This is a genomic window from Veillonella montpellierensis DSM 17217, assembly GCF_000426745.1.
In the GTDB taxonomy this organism is placed as follows: domain Bacteria; phylum Bacillota; class Negativicutes; order Veillonellales; family Veillonellaceae; genus Veillonella; species Veillonella montpellierensis.
The window spans coordinates 146,513-161,908 of record NZ_AUFY01000001.1 but is presented as its reverse complement, the minus strand read 5'-3'; the positions used below and the strand labels follow the sequence as shown (position 1 = coordinate 161,908).

Annotated in this window: 17 protein-coding genes; all 17 read left to right on the top strand. The window is 34.6% G+C overall.

Translation table 11 applies throughout. The features are described 5' to 3' along the window. The first annotated feature begins 28 nt into the window (after positions 1 to 28). The 17 genes from K357_RS0100795 (at position 29) to K357_RS0100710 (ending at position 15,218) form a co-directional block, all read left to right on the top strand. Positions 29 to 898 carry an ABC transporter permease gene (locus tag K357_RS0100795; RefSeq protein WP_028257009.1) on the top strand — a complete coding sequence of 290 codons (870 nt, stop codon included), beginning with the start codon at positions 29 to 31 and terminating at the stop codon, positions 896 to 898. 11 nt (positions 899 to 909) lie between these two features. Further along, on the top strand, positions 910 to 1,704 hold the full coding sequence (locus K357_RS0100790; RefSeq protein ID WP_028257008.1) for an ABC transporter ATP-binding protein: 795 nt from the start codon (positions 910 to 912) through the stop codon (positions 1,702 to 1,704). A 148-nt stretch (positions 1,705 to 1,852) separates the two neighbouring features. Beyond that, positions 1,853 to 2,176 carry a YlxM family DNA-binding protein gene (gene ylxM / locus K357_RS0100785; RefSeq protein WP_028257007.1) on the top strand — a complete coding sequence of 108 codons (324 nt, stop codon included), beginning with the start codon at positions 1,853 to 1,855 and terminating at the stop codon, positions 2,174 to 2,176. A 1-nt stretch (position 2,177) separates the two neighbouring features. Then, positions 2,178 to 3,533, top strand: a complete 1,356-nt coding sequence (gene ffh, locus K357_RS0100780) for a signal recognition particle protein (RefSeq protein WP_028257006.1) — start codon at positions 2,178 to 2,180, stop codon at positions 3,531 to 3,533. Positions 3,534 to 3,589: 56 nt separating this feature from the next. After that, positions 3,590 to 3,853: a 30S ribosomal protein S16 gene (gene rpsP / locus K357_RS0100775; RefSeq protein ID WP_028257005.1), complete on the top strand. Its 264-nt coding sequence runs from the start codon at positions 3,590 to 3,592 to the stop codon at positions 3,851 to 3,853. A gap of 22 nt (positions 3,854 to 3,875) precedes the next feature. Beyond that, entirely contained in the window at positions 3,876 to 4,103 is a 228-nt protein-coding gene (locus K357_RS0100770) for a KH domain-containing protein (protein ID WP_028257004.1), read from the top strand. Between the two features lie 12 nt (positions 4,104 to 4,115). After that, on the top strand, positions 4,116 to 4,523 hold the full coding sequence (locus K357_RS0100765; RefSeq protein WP_028257003.1) for a YlqD family protein: 408 nt from the start codon (positions 4,116 to 4,118) through the stop codon (positions 4,521 to 4,523). A 2-nt stretch (positions 4,524 to 4,525) separates the two neighbouring features. Next, on the top strand, positions 4,526 to 5,020 hold the full coding sequence (gene rimM / locus K357_RS0100760; RefSeq protein ID WP_028257002.1) for a ribosome maturation factor RimM: 495 nt from the start codon (positions 4,526 to 4,528) through the stop codon (positions 5,018 to 5,020). Positions 5,021 to 5,200: 180 nt separating this feature from the next. Further along, positions 5,201 to 5,932, top strand: coding sequence for a tRNA (guanosine(37)-N1)-methyltransferase TrmD (trmD, locus tag K357_RS0100755; RefSeq protein ID WP_028257001.1), 732 nt, complete (start codon positions 5,201 to 5,203; stop codon positions 5,930 to 5,932). A 147-nt stretch (positions 5,933 to 6,079) separates the two neighbouring features. Beyond that, a complete protein-coding gene (locus tag K357_RS0100750; RefSeq protein ID WP_028257000.1) occupies positions 6,080 to 6,655 on the top strand; it encodes an RNA methyltransferase in 576 nt (191 codons plus the stop codon). Between the two features lie 10 nt (positions 6,656 to 6,665). Further along, on the top strand, positions 6,666 to 7,397 hold the full coding sequence (locus K357_RS0100745; protein ID WP_028256999.1) for a YebC/PmpR family DNA-binding transcriptional regulator: 732 nt from the start codon (positions 6,666 to 6,668) through the stop codon (positions 7,395 to 7,397). A gap of 1,147 nt (positions 7,398 to 8,544) precedes the next feature. Then, the gene (gene glmS, locus K357_RS0100735; protein WP_028256997.1) at positions 8,545 to 10,377 is read left to right on the top strand and encodes a glutamine--fructose-6-phosphate transaminase (isomerizing); all 1,833 of its coding nucleotides are present in this window, start codon (positions 8,545 to 8,547) and stop codon (positions 10,375 to 10,377) included. Between the two features lie 199 nt (positions 10,378 to 10,576). Beyond that, positions 10,577 to 11,566 (top strand): tryptophan--tRNA ligase, encoded by a 990-nt coding sequence (gene trpS, locus K357_RS0100730; protein WP_028256996.1) that lies wholly within the window; start codon positions 10,577 to 10,579, stop codon positions 11,564 to 11,566. A 471-nt stretch (positions 11,567 to 12,037) separates the two neighbouring features. After that, positions 12,038 to 12,523 (top strand): hypothetical protein, encoded by a 486-nt coding sequence (locus K357_RS0100725; RefSeq protein ID WP_028256995.1) that lies wholly within the window; start codon positions 12,038 to 12,040, stop codon positions 12,521 to 12,523. Positions 12,524 to 12,686: 163 nt separating this feature from the next. Continuing rightward, positions 12,687 to 13,481 carry an amino acid ABC transporter substrate-binding protein gene (locus K357_RS0100720; protein ID WP_028256994.1) on the top strand — a complete coding sequence of 265 codons (795 nt, stop codon included), beginning with the start codon at positions 12,687 to 12,689 and terminating at the stop codon, positions 13,479 to 13,481. A gap of 110 nt (positions 13,482 to 13,591) precedes the next feature. After that, the gene (locus K357_RS0100715) at positions 13,592 to 14,269 is read left to right on the top strand and encodes an amino acid ABC transporter permease (RefSeq protein ID WP_028256993.1); all 678 of its coding nucleotides are present in this window, start codon (positions 13,592 to 13,594) and stop codon (positions 14,267 to 14,269) included. A gap of 190 nt (positions 14,270 to 14,459) precedes the next feature. Continuing rightward, positions 14,460 to 15,218 (top strand): amino acid ABC transporter ATP-binding protein, encoded by a 759-nt coding sequence (locus K357_RS0100710; protein ID WP_028256992.1) that lies wholly within the window; start codon positions 14,460 to 14,462, stop codon positions 15,216 to 15,218. Positions 15,219 to 15,396: the final 178 nt, after the last annotated feature.

Sequence of the window (15,396 nt, the reverse complement as noted above, 5' to 3'; positions counted from 1 at the left end):
CGCATTTTGTTATAGAGAAGGAGGAACTATGATAGATTTAGTAATTGGTACATTGGCACAAGGCTTATTGTGGTCTATGTTGGCGATTGGTGTATTTATTACATTCCGTGTATTAGATGTAGCCGATTTAACTGTTGAGGGCAGTTTCCCTATGGGAGCTGCTATTTCGGCGATTATGTTAGTCAATGGATATCATCCATTGGTATCTATTATTGTAGCCGCTATAGGTGGCATGATAGCAGGGGCAATCACTGGATTAATCCATACAAAATTAAAAATTCCAGCACTATTGGCAGGGATTTTAACAATGATTGCTTTATATTCAATTAATTTACATATTATGGGTAAAGCGAATGTATCTCTATTGCGTATTGATACAATTTATAGTTTTTTTATGCAAATAGGGCTATCGAACACTTGGGCATTAGCGGTAGTAGGACTTATTATTGCTGTTTTATGTTGTTTGCTACTTATGTGGTTCTTTGGCACCGAAATTGGTGCAGCCCTACGTGCTACAGGTGTTAATCCACAAATGATTCGTGCACAAGGAGTCAATACAGATGCTATGATTGTGTTAGGTTTATTAATTTCTAATGGATTTGTAGCTATTTCAGGAGCTTTAATTGCGCAAGGCAATGGATTTGCTGATGTTGGTATGGGAGTCGGTACTATTGTTATTGGGTTAGCCTCCGTTATTATTGGAGAAGTATTATTTGGTGTGAAGTCATTTGTACGTAACTTAGTAGCTGTTATTCTTGGATCTGTTGTATACCGAATTGTTATCGCTGTTGTATTGTATTTAGGAATGCCACCAAATGATTTAAAATTATTTACCGCAATTTTAGTAGCGATTGCATTGTCATTACCTACATTAAAAGTAAAATGGTTAAATCGTTAGGAGGGTGCCCTATGTTAGTTATTAATAATTTAGTTAAAACATTTTTTAAAGGCACTATTAATGAGAAAACAGCCTTACAAGGCATTAATTTAACATTAGAACCTGGTGATTTTGCCACTATCATAGGTGGCAATGGTGCTGGGAAAAGTACCTTATTAAACTCGATTGCTGGCGTATTCCCTATAGACGATGGATCTATTACTATTGGTGAATGCGATGTGACCAATATGCCAGAGTATAAGCGAGCTGCTTTTATTGGTCGTGTTTTTCAAGATCCTATGCTAGGAACAGCGGGGAGTATGCAAATTGAAGAAAACTTATTACTTGCTATGCGTCGTGGTAAGCGAATGGGGTTAAAATGGGCATTTGTGCCAGAAGAAAGAGAGTTTTTCAAAGAACGGCTATCATTACTCGGGCTTGGCTTGGAAGACCGTTTATCAGCACGGATGGGCTTATTAAGTGGAGGTCAAAGACAATCGATTACACTGTTAATGGCAACTATGCTGAAACCAGAATTGTTATTATTGGATGAACATACAGCGGCACTTGATCCTAAAACAGCAGAAAATGTATTGCAATTGACAGAAAAACTAGTTACCGATAATCAATTAACAACACTTATGATCACACATAATATGCGTGATGCATTACGTTTTGGTAATCGTCTTATTATGATGGATAGTGGTAAGATTATCTTTGATGTCAAAGGAGACGACAAGGCACGTTTAACAGTGAAAGATTTGTTGGAACGATTTGAAGTGGCTAGTGAAGGCGCTATTAGTGATCGCATGGCGTTAACAAAATAATTAATTGTGAAATGATACAGTTAGCTGTGTAGATGACTTGTAAAAGAAAATGAAAGACAAGTAAAAATACTTGACAACCATTTATGGTATTGCTAAAATAAGTCGTAAAGTAAATTTACTTTACATAAGTTTAATAAGGTGACAACATATGGAAGAAAGAGTGTTAGTGAGTCTACTACTTGACTTCTATGGGATGTTGCTAACAGATAAACAAAAGCATTGTTTGCAGTTACATCATGAAGATGATATGTCGTTGGGCGAAATTGCTGAAGAGTTAGGAGTATCTCGTCAAGCGGTATATGACAATTTAAAAAAAGCAATGCAACTATTAACTGGTTATGAAGAAAAATTACATTTGATAGCTCAATATGAAAAACGTAAAGCACTTATAGCGGCCATGAAAAGTGAACTATCAAAGGAAATTATCTCTGTATCAAATGTGCAGAAATTATTGATGCAAATGGAGGGGTAGAATGGCTTTTGATAGTTTGTCAGATAGACTTCAAGAAGCCTTTGCTTCTTTAAAAGGTAAAGGTAAAATTACAGAGGATGATGTCAATCTAGCTTTGCGACAAGTTCGTACAGCGCTACTAGAAGCAGATGTAAACTTTAAAGTAGCTAAAGATTTTATCAATAATGTTAAAGAAAAGGCTTTAGGTGAAAATGTGTTTGGATCGATGAATCCAACACAGACGGTTATTAAGATTGTTAATGATGAATTAACTGACTTATTGGGTGGCACGCAAAGTCGCATTATGATTGCTTCGAAGCCGCCTACTATTATTATGCTAGTAGGTCTACAAGGTGCTGGTAAGACAACTACAGCAGGTAAACTAGCGGTATATTTACGCAAGCAAGGCAAACATCCTATGATGGTAGCAGCTGACGTGTATAGACCAGCGGCTATAAAACAGTTACAAGTATTAGGCAAACAAATAGATGTACCTGTATTTGCTAAAGAAGATCAAGCTAACCCTGTTGATATTGCTCGTGAAGCTATTATGGCTAGTACATCTATGTTAAAAGACGTTGTTATTATCGATACGGCCGGTCGTTTAGCTATTGATGAAGCGTTAATGAATGAATTAGTCAATATAAAACAGGCGGTTAAACCACATGAAATTTTATTAGTAGTGGATTCTATGATTGGGCAAGATGCGGTTACTACGGCGCAAACATTTAATGAAAAGCTCGGTATTGATGGCGTTATTTTAACGAAACTAGATGGCGATGCTCGTGGCGGGGCAGCTCTTTCTATAAAAGCTGTTACTGGGTTGCCAATTAAATTCACTGGGGTCAGTGAAAAAATGGATGGGCTCGATGTGTTTTATCCTGATCGTATGGCATCACGCATTTTGGATTTAGGTGATTTTAAAACCTTGATTGAAAATGTACAAGGTGCTATTGATGAAGAAGAAGCTCGAGAAATGGCTAAAAAAATGGCCAAAAATAATTTCACCTTGGATGATTTTCTAAAGCAAATGAATCAAGTGCGTAAATTAGGGCCTTTACAAAATATTATTGGTATGTTACCAGGTATGGGTCAGTTTAAAGAGCAATTGAAAAATATTGATATGGATAGTAAAGAAATACGACATATCGAGGCTATTATAACATCAATGACGTCACAAGAACGCGAGAATCCTAACATATTAAATGGCTCTCGACGTAAACGTATCGCCATGGGTTCAGGTACGGATGTGCAATCGGTAAATCGTCTCATCAAGCAATTTGATGAAGCACGTAAAATGATGAAACAAATGCAAGCATTCCGCGGAGGCAAAGGAGGCAAAATGCCTAAACTACCTAAGTTTCCGTTTATGGGATAAATCTTGACCGTATAATTTAGATATGGTCAAGCTATATTGTTAAGGAGGTGAAATACATGTTAAAAATTCGTTTAACTCGTTTAGGTGCTAAAAAAGCTCCTTTTTATCGTATCGTAGTAGCAGATGCTCGCGCTCCACGTGAAGGTCGTCCTGTTGATACAATCGGTCAATATGATGCAACGAAAGATCCTGCTATCATAAACGTTGATGAAGAAAAAGCATTATCTTGGTTGGGGAAAGGTGCACAACCTACTGATACAGTTCGCTCTTTGTTCAAAAAACAAGGCATTATGCAAAAATTTGCTGACGCTAAAAAGTAATTAATAGAAAGGCATATCTATGATGAAAGAATTAATTATATTAATTGCTAAGTCATTAGTTAAACAGCCTGATGCCGTTTCTGTTACCATGGTTCAAGAAGGTGCCGTTGAAGTATATAAACTTCATGTAGCACCAGAAGACATGGGAAAAGTAATCGGAAAACAAGGCAGGATTGCTAAAGCAATTCGTGTTGTTATTAAAGCGGCGGCTATTAAAGAGAATAAAAAGATATCCGTTGATATTGTCTAAGAGGATGAATAGATGGAAGAAATGACATTACGTGTTCCTGTGACAGTGAAAGCAAAAGTTACAGAAACTTTGAAAAACAATATTTTATCTGATTTGAAAACTCGTCTTACTATGGTTGAACAAGAATTAGAACAAATCGAAGTGCAAGCAAAACGAATGTTAACAGAACAAGCTAAAATTGATGCACAAGGTTTAATTGAATTACGTCAACAGATTGAAGATGAAAAACAAAAACGCTTACAATTCAAGGTAGAAGTAACAGCTAAATTGGAAGAAGCAGAGCAGCTTGAAATCGGTTCTGAAATCGCACAAGGAACTATCGAACAGACTATTACTGTTAAAGTTGGCGATAATTTAGATGATTGTATGAAATCAGAAATTTTGCTAGAAGATGGCAAAATTATTGCATTCCGTTCTTAATAATGCAGCATGATTTAATTACTATAGGTGTAATTGTTGCCCCGCACGGTGTGCGGGGCGAACTTAAAGTTATACCGCAAACCGATTTTCCTGATCGGTTTCTAACGATGGATGACTGTTATATTGATGGTAAACTTTATCATCTTTCATCGGCTCGTTTTCATAAGCAATTTGTATTAATTACACTTGATGAGATTGTTGATAGAAATGCTGCAGAACTAATTAGCAAGAAGGACATTCAAATTACTAGAGAGCAATTGGTGCCATTAGAAGAAGGACGCTATTATATATTTGATATGATTGGTTTATCTGTATATAACAAAGAAGGTGTCTTACTTGGCACGTTGTCAGATGTGTTGCAACCTGGTGCCAATGATGTTTATGTTGTCACAAAACCAGGTGAGCCAGATCTATTACTTGCTGCTATTGATGGTGTCATTATAGATATTGATATGAATAATAGAACTATGATTGTTGACCCGCCTGAGTGGATTTAATTCTTAGGCGGTTTTCGTATATTATAAAAGATATTCCATATCAGTGTACTGCTTAGAGGAGAGTGTTATTCATGTATATGAGATAGTATTGTTTCTATGCAAGAAAATGGAATATGTTTTATACTATGCAAGACATACGCTTACTATTATAAAACTATGTAGTATGGAAAGGTACAACCTATGAGAATCGACTTTATTTCTTTATTTCCAGAGTTTTTTGATGCTTTTTTTTCTCATTCGATTATAAAAAGAGCGATTTCCTCTGGATTATTAGATATGGCTGTTACAAACCCTCGTAACTTTTCTCATAATAAGCACCAACAAGTTGATGATACACCTTATGGTGGAGGATCGGGGATGCTTATGATGGCCCCACCTATTTTTGAAGCAGTGGAACATGTTATTACGCATAAGGCGACTCATCGAAGAATTGTTTTTTTAGGCCCTGCGGGAGAAAGATTTACGCAAGATAAAGCGAAAGAGTTGGCTACATATGATCAACTTGTATTAGTGTGTGGTCATTATGAAGGAATCGATTATCGAGTAGAAGAGCATTTAGTGGATGAAACGATTTCTATTGGTGATTTTGTTGTTACTGGAGGCGAATTGCCCGCGATGGTTGTAGCTGATGCAGTGGCTCGTATGATTCCTGGGGTGTTAGGAGCACCAACGGGAAGTGCGGAAGATTCTTTTTATAGACCTATATTAGAATGTCCACAATATACAAAGCCACCTGAATACAGAGGCTGGACCGTCCCAGACGTATTGCGCAGTGGACATCATGCCAATATTGCTACATGGCGCTTAGAAGAAGCGATTAAGCGAACCATACAATTACGACCTGATTTATTAGAACGGGAATTATCTAACGAGGAATATAAGATAGTTAAACGATTACGGGAAAAGAAATAGTTGATTCTACTGTATAGTTGTGATATATCCATCGATTCTATGTATAGAGGTAATTGTTCTTATACGGTAGAGGTGGCATATAGGCGTGAAACTTTTCTATATTTCTCAAAATTCTTATGGTATACGATATAATTCAGGAGGATATGAATGGCTAATTTATACATTGGTTTAGTACATTACCCTATTATGAATAAGCATGGTGAAATCATTACTACGGCAATTACTAATTATGATATTCATGATATTGCAAGAGCAGCTATTACTTATGATGTATCTAATTATTTTGTGATTCACACCATACCAGCACAACGTGATATGGTGACATCAATAATGGAACATTGGAAAACTGGTTTTGGTAGTGTATATAATCCAGATCGAAAAGAAGCTTTTTCTGGAGTAGAGGTAGTTAATTCGATTCGAATGGCGTTGGAGCGGATTAAAGAAAAAGAAAATGAAATGCCAATCGTGGTAACAACAGATGCCAGAACCTATGAAAATACAATAACCTATGCTTCAATGCGTAAAAAACTTGAAACAGGAACACGTCCTGTGTTAGTATTATTTGGTACTGGTTATGGTATGACGCAAGAAACTATGAAAAAATTTGATTATATTTTAGAGCCAATTTATGGACATGGTGCCTATAACCATTTGTCTGTACGCAGTGCTGTTTCAATTATTTTAGACCGTTTACGCGGTGAACTTTGGTGGAAAAAACACTAGGAGGTATAATATGTCTGGACATTCAAAATGGGCTAATATTAAACATAAAAAAGGAAAAACGGATGCATTGAAAGCAAAAGTGACAACTAAGATTAGCCGTGAAATTACAGTAGCTGTTCGCATGGGAGGCAGTGACCCTACTGGCAATATGCGATTGAAATTAGCTTTACAAAAAGCTCGTGAAAATAATATTACGAAAGATAATATTCAACGAGCAATCCAAAAAGGGGCTGGTGCTTCTGATACAAGTAATTATGTTGAAATTACCTATGAAGGATATGGACCAGGCGGTGTGGCTGTTCGTGTAGAAGCTATGACAGATAATAAAAACCGTGCGGCGGCAGATGTACGCCATGCATTCACTAAGCAAGGCGGTAATATGGGTGAATCTGGTTGTGTAGCATGGATGTTTACTTCGAAAGGGATTTTTGTGGTATCTAAAGAGGGGCATGATGAAGATGAATTAACTTTATTAGCTCTAGATGCTGGAGCAGAAGATTTGAAAGTAGAAGATGATGCTTTTGAGATTTATACTACTCCAGAAGAATTTGATGCTGTAGAAGCAGCATTAGCAGAGGCAAACATTGAAACTGAAGTGGCTAAAATTACTATGATGCCAGATAATTATATTGAATTATCTGGAGACGATGCAGTAAAAATGCAAAAAATGCTTGATGCGTTAGATGATTTAGATGATGTACAAGATGTGTATCATAATGCTATTCTTCCAGAGGAAGAATAATTGTAATAAAAGAGCGTATTTTCTAGATTCTTAGAATATAGAAAATACGCTCTTTCTAATGATACGATGTAAATCATACTATATCATTGTTATGAATATAGTAGATTATTTGTAGATGTTCTAATCATTGATTTTGTAATTACTGTGTATGTGGGCCATAGGTGTAAGAATTTTAGAAACTTTCATAACATATAAAGTAGTTTTTTAGTTACTGTTAAAATAGTCTATGTTAACAGGGGAATATGATAGAGTTTATGTATACAATCATATTCTAAGTATATACTTAAAAATCCTGATCCATTGTGTCATAGTAGGCATTTAATTTCTTTTCTTGACGTGCGTGATAGAAATATAAATATAGTAGTGAAAAAGGGGTAACAAAAGGTGTAATCGCTAGTAAAACCATATTTCTAATTACGTAGAAAAATAAGTATAGAAAACCATTGATGAACCATGTATCACGTATTAAGAAATTAGTGATTTCATCATATACCAATCTGGTGTATGGAAAACAAGCGGCCAATAATATGAATAGTAACGTTGTACTATCAAATTTTGCATTGTAACTGAACATGAAGAAAATATTCATATAGACGGGGATTAAACCAAATAGGAAATTTCTAAAATAATACGATGGAGAGAGACCAAAAATAGTATAGTTTACAATTCGTTTCAATTTTGCACTCATAGTAACACTCCTCTACATAAAATGGACGCATAATAACGCATAATTTTACATCAATTATATATATATATATTGTCAATAGAAAAAATGCATTTATTCAGTGTTTTTACTAGGCTTTTATGGGGCATTAGCCAATTCTTTACAAAGCTAGCTTATATCATATATAATATTTAATAGTATGTACACGTACTGATATATAGGATACATACGAGAGACTGTCGTATCACTAAGAAAGGAGTTTTTAATTCGTATATACGAATAGCGCAAGTGCCACGCGTAGACAGACGTAGGGGCCGACGAGGTAGAAAGTTGTCGAATAATCAGCGGATGCTTTCTCGGTGATTTCACATCGTTATACAAGTAGTAAAAACTATTAGGAATAATAGAACAAAGGACTTGTAACTGAAAACTGAATATTTCTCATATGCATATATGGGATTTCTAATAGATGGAGGAAATATTATGTGTGGTATTGTTGGATATATTGGACATCGACAAGCAACAGATTTTTTGATTGAAGGCATGTCGAAACTAGAATATAGAGGTTATGATTCAGCGGGTATTGCTGTACTAGGGCCGAATCACATTATTAAAATTCAAAAAAAAGTAGGACGGTTAGCTAATTTAGAGGCGATGGTAGAGAGAGAACCTAATGAAGGAACATTGGGCATTGGTCATACCCGTTGGGCGACGCATGGACGACCATCGGATATGAATTCTCACCCACATGCTTCGGCAGATGGTAAATTTGCTGTTGTGCATAATGGTATTATTGAAAATTATATGCCTATTAAGGAAAAATTGATTGCCAAAGGATATAAATTTACGTCTGAAACAGATACAGAAGTAGTAGCTCATTTGTTATCTGATTTATATGATGGTAACTTTGAAAGTACAGTTCGACGCATGCTACAACAAGTAGAAGGTGCCTATGCACTAGCAATCATTTGTGCGGACTATCCAGATACAATTATTGCTACGAAAAAAGAAAATCCTTTAGTCATTGGATTAGGTGACGGAGAAAACTTTGTTGCCTCTGATATTCCTGCTATTATTAAATATACGCGTGATACATATATTTTAAATGACGGAGAGTTTGCGGTTATTACGAAGGATTCTGTGTCTGTATCGGATCGTGATGGGAATCCAATCAATAAAAAAGTATTTCATGTTAATTGGAATGCAGAAGCGGCTGAAAAAGGCGGTTATGAGCATTTCATGTTAAAAGAAATTCATGAGCAACCAAAGGCTATTCGAGACACTTTGACAGGTCGTATCTCAAAAGATAATAAACAAGTTATTTTTGAAGAACTTAATTGGGATGCAGCCGATGTGGCATCTATCGATAAAATCCTCATTACTGCCTGTGGTACAGCTTATCATGCAGGATTAATGGCTAAATATTATATTGAGCAATTGGCGCGTATTCCAGTGGAAGTAGATATTGCTTCAGAATATAGATATCGCAACCCGTTAACGAATAATAAAACATTAGCCATTGTAGTTAGCCAATCAGGAGAAACATCTGATACCTTGGCAGCATTAAAAGAAGCAAAACGATTAGGTGCACGTTCTTTAGCAGTTACGAATGTGGTGGGGTCCTCAATTGCTCGTGAAGCAGATCAAACGATTCATACATGGGCTGGCCCAGAAATTGCAGTGGCTTCTACAAAGGCATATACGACACAACTAGCCGCATTATTATTGTTGGCTATCTATTTGGGGCAACTTAATGGAAAATTATCCCCTGCATTAGCAGAAACTATTTTGACAGATTTACATAGACTACCAGAGTTATGTCATAAAATTTTTGAAAATGTAGATGAGATTAAAGAATTTGCTCGGCATTATGGATTTAAAGAAGATGCATTTTTCTTAGGTCGCTCTATGGATTACGCAGTAGCTATGGAAGGGGCTTTAAAATTAAAAGAAATTTCTTATATTCACGCAGAAGCATATGCTGGTGGTGAGTTAAAACATGGAACATTAGCATTGATTGAAGAAGGTGTTCCTGTTATTGGATTGGCAACGCAAGATGATGTACGAGATAAAATGTTGAGTAACATCAAAGAAGTAAAGGCTCGTGATGCTATTGTTATTGGTGTAGGTATACAAGGAGACGTAGAACTTGCTAAATTTGTAGACCACACTATTTATGTACCAGCAGCAGATCGCTTTACACTTCCTATTTTGACGGTTATACCATTACAATTATTATCATATTATGCGGCTATTACTCGTGGTACTGATGTAGATAAGCCACGTAATTTAGCTAAGTCGGTTACTGTAGAATAGATATTTCTATAGGATGTCCATAGTATCCATTTCGTATTAATCGGCGTTTCTTACTTTTAACGTAAGGTGTATAATAATCAATATGTATTTACCATATAGCTAATCGTTGATATATAGGAATATATTATTTTATATATTTATGATAGAGGTGGTTACATTGCTAACCACTTCTATTTATTCATTTATAGGAGGCATAGGAATGGCTGTTATTTTTTCTGGCATTCAACCTAGTGGAGAATTAACATTAGGTAATTATTTAGGTGCATTAAGAAATTTTGTTAATTTACAGGATCATAATGAAGCATATTACTGTATTGTTAATCAACATGCTATTACAGTGCCACAAGATCCAAAGGAATTATTTCAAAGAACGCGTAGTTTAGCAGCGTTGTATTTAGCAGCAGGTCTTGACCCAGAAAAAAGTATACTATTTGTGCAATCAGAAGTGCCGGAACATGTTAAATTAGGTTGGGTTATGACAACAATTAGTTATGTAGGCGAATTGGAACGGATGACACAGTATAAAGATAAATCACAAAAACGAGGGGACTCTATTCCAGCAGGACTTTTGACATATCCACCATTGATGGCAGCGGATATTTTATTATATGGCACAGAATTAGTGCCTGTAGGTGAAGATCAACGGCAACATATGGAGTTGACTCGTGATTTAGCACAACGCTTTAACCGTATATATGGTGAAACATTTGTTATACCTTCGATTCAACTGGTAGAAGGTGGAGCACGTGTTATGAGTTTGCAAGAACCAACTAAGAAGATGAGTAAATCTGATGATAATCAAAATGCGACGATTCGTCTATTAGATGCACCAGATGTAATTTTGAAAAAGTTAAAACGAGCACAAACTGATTCTGATAATCGTGTATATTATGATAAAGATAATAAACCAGGTATTTCTAATTTAATGGGCATTTATCGAGCTATTACTAATGATAGTTATGAACATATTGAAGCATTATATGAAGGCAAAGGCTATGGTGATTTCAAAAAAGATGTTGCAGAATTAGTGATTTCTGCCCTTGAACCAATTCAACAACGGTATTATGAATTGATTGAAGATAGAGATCAATTAGATGCTATTCTCAATGAAGGTGCTGAAAAAGCACATAAAAAAGCAAGTGCTATGTATCGAAAAGTAGAACAAGCTATGGGGTTATGTCGTAATTAAGAGACTATATAGAGTATATCTAGAAGTTTATATGTACTTCCTTTACATTGATATACTTATGGATAGGAAAATTTTATACCTAGCAATATGTATACCTTATGCAAGGAAATGTTTGAGTAAACGATTCCTTGTATAAGGTATAATTTCTATAGCACGAAATATAGCAATGTACTATAAGAATTTATGTAGTAAATGTAGGATATATGATTGTGTCGTCTATATAGATAGGTATATTACGAAGGTTATTATGTATACATGGACTCATATCGTGAAGTAGATAAAATTCCCTGACTGCTGTATGCTATTGTTAGTAAATTAATCGTTATTGCGAATGTGTGTTACTGTGTAATATATACTTTCTTATTAGGCACTGTCCGATAGACTAGTGAATTATTTTATAGTTGTGATATGATTATGCTAGAGATTAGTTTTATCATTGAAGAAAGTAGTTCCTTGTAAACAGAGGTCATTATGAGTCAAGAGTATGTACAAACTCACTTTCCTATTGGTAAGGTGAAAAAAGCTGTATCTGAATATTATGTGATACGATGGTTATGGTATATTATCTATATTGGCATTAGTGTGTTAATGGTGTGGCTCAGTGGACATACAGGCTTTATAGGACTAAAAATGATATACTATGGCATAGTGGCTATCATTATCTGGAAATTATCACGTATGGGAGAACCGTTGCTCTATATAGGAACAGAAGGCATTGTAATACAACGTAGACCTATGAGCACACAAGAGTATATTGATAGAATTATTAATCCTATAGACTTTTATTACTATGTGGCTTATAAGAATATCATTGGTTTTACAGCAGACTGGAAAGAGTTACAGATGACTACATCTACAGGGGCTATTATGACAATTTCTGTTGATTTAGTATTTGTGTCCACTAAAGACAAGAACGAATTATTATCTGTAGTAGACACATATAAAAGTGAACCTTAGTAAGGGGCAGTATGAATATTAGAATTCAGTTTGTCACTCTATTAACTGATATCATAACATAATAAAAAATAATAATAATTTATTCCTTTACAAATTTAGCAAACTAAAGTATAATAACATCATAACATAATTATATGGTACATTTTGTAGAGGGGGATTTACTATGGGTATCAAAAAAATAGTAGCAGTTGGCATGGCTTTTATATCATTACTTATATGCGTTAGTGGTTGTGGTAGTACACAATCAGGACAAAAAGAATTACCTAAAAAAATTGTGGTTGGCTTAGATGACGCATTTGCTCCAATGGGTTTTCGTGATCCTAATACGAATGAAATTGTTGGATTTGATATTGATATGGCAAAAGAATTTGCTAAACGAGCTGGTATGGAAGTTGAATTTAAACCAATTGATTGGGATAGTAAAGAAGCTGAATTAAAAAGTGGACATATTGATATTTTGTGGAATGGTTTAACCATTATGGAAAACCGGGCAGATAAAATTTCCTTTTCGGATCCTTATTTAACCGATAGTCAAATGATTGTTGTTCGTAATGATTCACCGATTCAATCAAAAGCTGACTTAAATGGCAAGGTGTTAGGTACACAACAAGCAAGTACAGGCGATTTTATGTATGAAAAGGAAGAAAATAAAAAAACTATTAAAGAAATGAAAACATATCCAGATTTCACAAACGCTTTTTCTGATTTAGAATTAGGTCGAGTAGATGCATTGATTGTTGATGAAATTAATGCAGCTTATATTATGAAACAAAAACCAGGCTCTTTTAGAATGGTAGACACTATCTTTGATAAAGACTTAATTGGAGTAGGACTTCGTAAAAACGATGAAGCATTGCGGAATAAAATTAATAGTATTCTTGCAGACATGAAAAAAGATGGTACTGTTGATAAATTAGCAGAAAAGTGGTTTGGTACAACAGAAATGGTGGTAAAATAGTAGATTTTACCATACATGAGTATAGTTGATACTAGATACAGTGTGTAGATATAAAATAGTACAAGAGAAGGTACATAGGTACCTTCTCTTGATATTTTGAAGAGAGGCCTATGATGGATTACTTATTGACGATTATTCCTAATATAGCAGAAGGATTAAAAGTAACTATTTCTTTATTTTTTATTGTTGCTATATTATCCATACCAGGAGGTATTTTATTAGCTTTAGTACGAATTTCTAAGGTTAGGTGGGCCTCACAATTAGTGGGATGGTTTGTCTATTTAATGAGGGGCACACCACTCATGCTACAAATCTTAGTTATGTATTATGGATTACCAGCTATTATGAAATTTTTATTTCCTAATTCCACATCATTATTTATCTTTGATGATACAACAGTAGCTGTGGTTGCCTTTGTACTTAATTATTCTGCTTATTTATGTGAAATTTTCCGCTCAGGTATTCAATCTATTTCCAAAGGCCAATATGAAGGGGCACGTGTACTTGGATTTACTTATAAACAAACTATGATCAAAATTATTTTGCCACAAATGGTAAAACGTGTATTACCACCGTTGGCGAATGAAACCATTAACTTATTAAAAGATACTTCTCTTGTTTATATTTTAGCAATGAATGACGTATTGCGTATTACGAGAGGGATTGTACAACGTGATTTTGATTTAACCGCCTTCGTAGTAGCTGGTGTCTTTTATTTATTAATGACCTATGTATTAACCAAAATATTTGATTATTTAGAACGATTATATGCTGTCTACGAGGATTAGTATATTCATTTCATCTAATGCGTAGGATAAACGTATCACTATGTAGGTGATGGGCCATTTAATAATAATTTATATATCACTAGAGGTGATGGATATTATTACTGATCTTTCTTTAAGACCTATGTGATTGATACGCAGATGAGATGAAATCATAGAGTCATGTAATGAAGAAATCGTAAAGGAGTTATCTATGAGTTTTATAAATATGGAACATATAGAAAAAAGTTTTGGTAAAAATATGGTCTTAAACGATGTATCTTTGCATATGGAAAAAGGAGAAGTAGTATCAATTATAGGCCCTTCTGGTTCTGGTAAATCTACATTTCTTAGATGTTTGTGCCACTTAGAAACAATTGATAAGGGAAATATTTTTATAGAAGATGAGTACTTAGTTAAAAATAATAGTTCTGGTATAGCTGAATATGTATCTGATACAGCAGCACATCAATTTTGTTCACGTATGGGCATGGTGTTTCAGTCGTTTAACTTATTTCCTCATATGACAGTACTTGATAATATTATGATTGCTCCAGTGATGGTAAAAAAAATGGAAAGAGTTGATGTACTACCTATTGCTGAACGATTATTAAAACGTGTTGGATTATGGGATAAACGAGATGTATATCCATCAAAATTATCTGGGGGACAGAAACAACGTGTAGCAATTGCACGGGCATTGGCAATGAATCCTAGTATCATGTTATTTGATGAACCTACTTCTGCTTTAGATCCAGAATTGACAGGGGAAGTTTTGCGAACGATTAAACAATTAGCAGAAGAACATATGACTATGATTATTGTTACGCATGAAATGGCATTTGCTAGAGAAGTATCTGATCGTGTTATTTTTATGGCCGATGGATTCATTCAAGAAGAAGGGGATCCAGAAAGTATATTTGTACATCCTACTAATGAACGAACAAAATCATTTTTGGAATCTATGTTATAATTAAAATGTGATATTATTTTAGATTTAGTAAAGATATATATATTAAATATACATAAACATGTATTCATACTTGATATGCATAAATTGTATAAATATATTAAACTTGTATTACTGGATTTATATAAATGTGCTATAATAACAGTATAAAGAAGATATGAAGCGTTGACATACTCATAAG

Coding starts and splice junctions, on each gene's coding strand:
- K357_RS0100790 (WP_028257008.1), top strand. CDS start 910: ATGTTAGTTATTAATAATTTAGTTAAAACATTTTTTAAAGGCACTATT.
- K357_RS0100765 (WP_028257003.1), top strand. CDS start 4,116: ATGGAAGAAATGACATTACGTGTTCCTGTGACAGTGAAAGCAAAAGTT.
- ffh (WP_028257006.1), top strand. CDS start 2,178: ATGGCTTTTGATAGTTTGTCAGATAGACTTCAAGAAGCCTTTGCTTCT.
- K357_RS0100715 (WP_028256993.1), top strand. CDS start 13,592: ATGATGGATTACTTATTGACGATTATTCCTAATATAGCAGAAGGATTA.
- glmS (WP_028256997.1), top strand. CDS start 8,545: ATGTGTGGTATTGTTGGATATATTGGACATCGACAAGCAACAGATTTT.
- K357_RS0100710 (WP_028256992.1), top strand. CDS start 14,460: ATGAGTTTTATAAATATGGAACATATAGAAAAAAGTTTTGGTAAAAAT.
- K357_RS0100745 (WP_028256999.1), top strand. CDS start 6,666: ATGTCTGGACATTCAAAATGGGCTAATATTAAACATAAAAAAGGAAAA.
- trpS (WP_028256996.1), top strand. CDS start 10,577: ATGGCTGTTATTTTTTCTGGCATTCAACCTAGTGGAGAATTAACATTA.
- K357_RS0100750 (WP_028257000.1), top strand. CDS start 6,080: ATGGCTAATTTATACATTGGTTTAGTACATTACCCTATTATGAATAAG.
- rpsP (WP_028257005.1), top strand. CDS start 3,590: ATGTTAAAAATTCGTTTAACTCGTTTAGGTGCTAAAAAAGCTCCTTTT.
- K357_RS0100770 (WP_028257004.1), top strand. CDS start 3,876: ATGAAAGAATTAATTATATTAATTGCTAAGTCATTAGTTAAACAGCCT.
- K357_RS0100795 (WP_028257009.1), top strand. CDS start 29: ATGATAGATTTAGTAATTGGTACATTGGCACAAGGCTTATTGTGGTCT.
- trmD (WP_028257001.1), top strand. CDS start 5,201: ATGAGAATCGACTTTATTTCTTTATTTCCAGAGTTTTTTGATGCTTTT.
- rimM (WP_028257002.1), top strand. CDS start 4,526: ATGCAGCATGATTTAATTACTATAGGTGTAATTGTTGCCCCGCACGGT.
- K357_RS0100725 (WP_028256995.1), top strand. CDS start 12,038: ATGAGTCAAGAGTATGTACAAACTCACTTTCCTATTGGTAAGGTGAAA.
- K357_RS0100720 (WP_028256994.1), top strand. CDS start 12,687: ATGGGTATCAAAAAAATAGTAGCAGTTGGCATGGCTTTTATATCATTA.
- ylxM (WP_028257007.1), top strand. CDS start 1,853: ATGGAAGAAAGAGTGTTAGTGAGTCTACTACTTGACTTCTATGGGATG.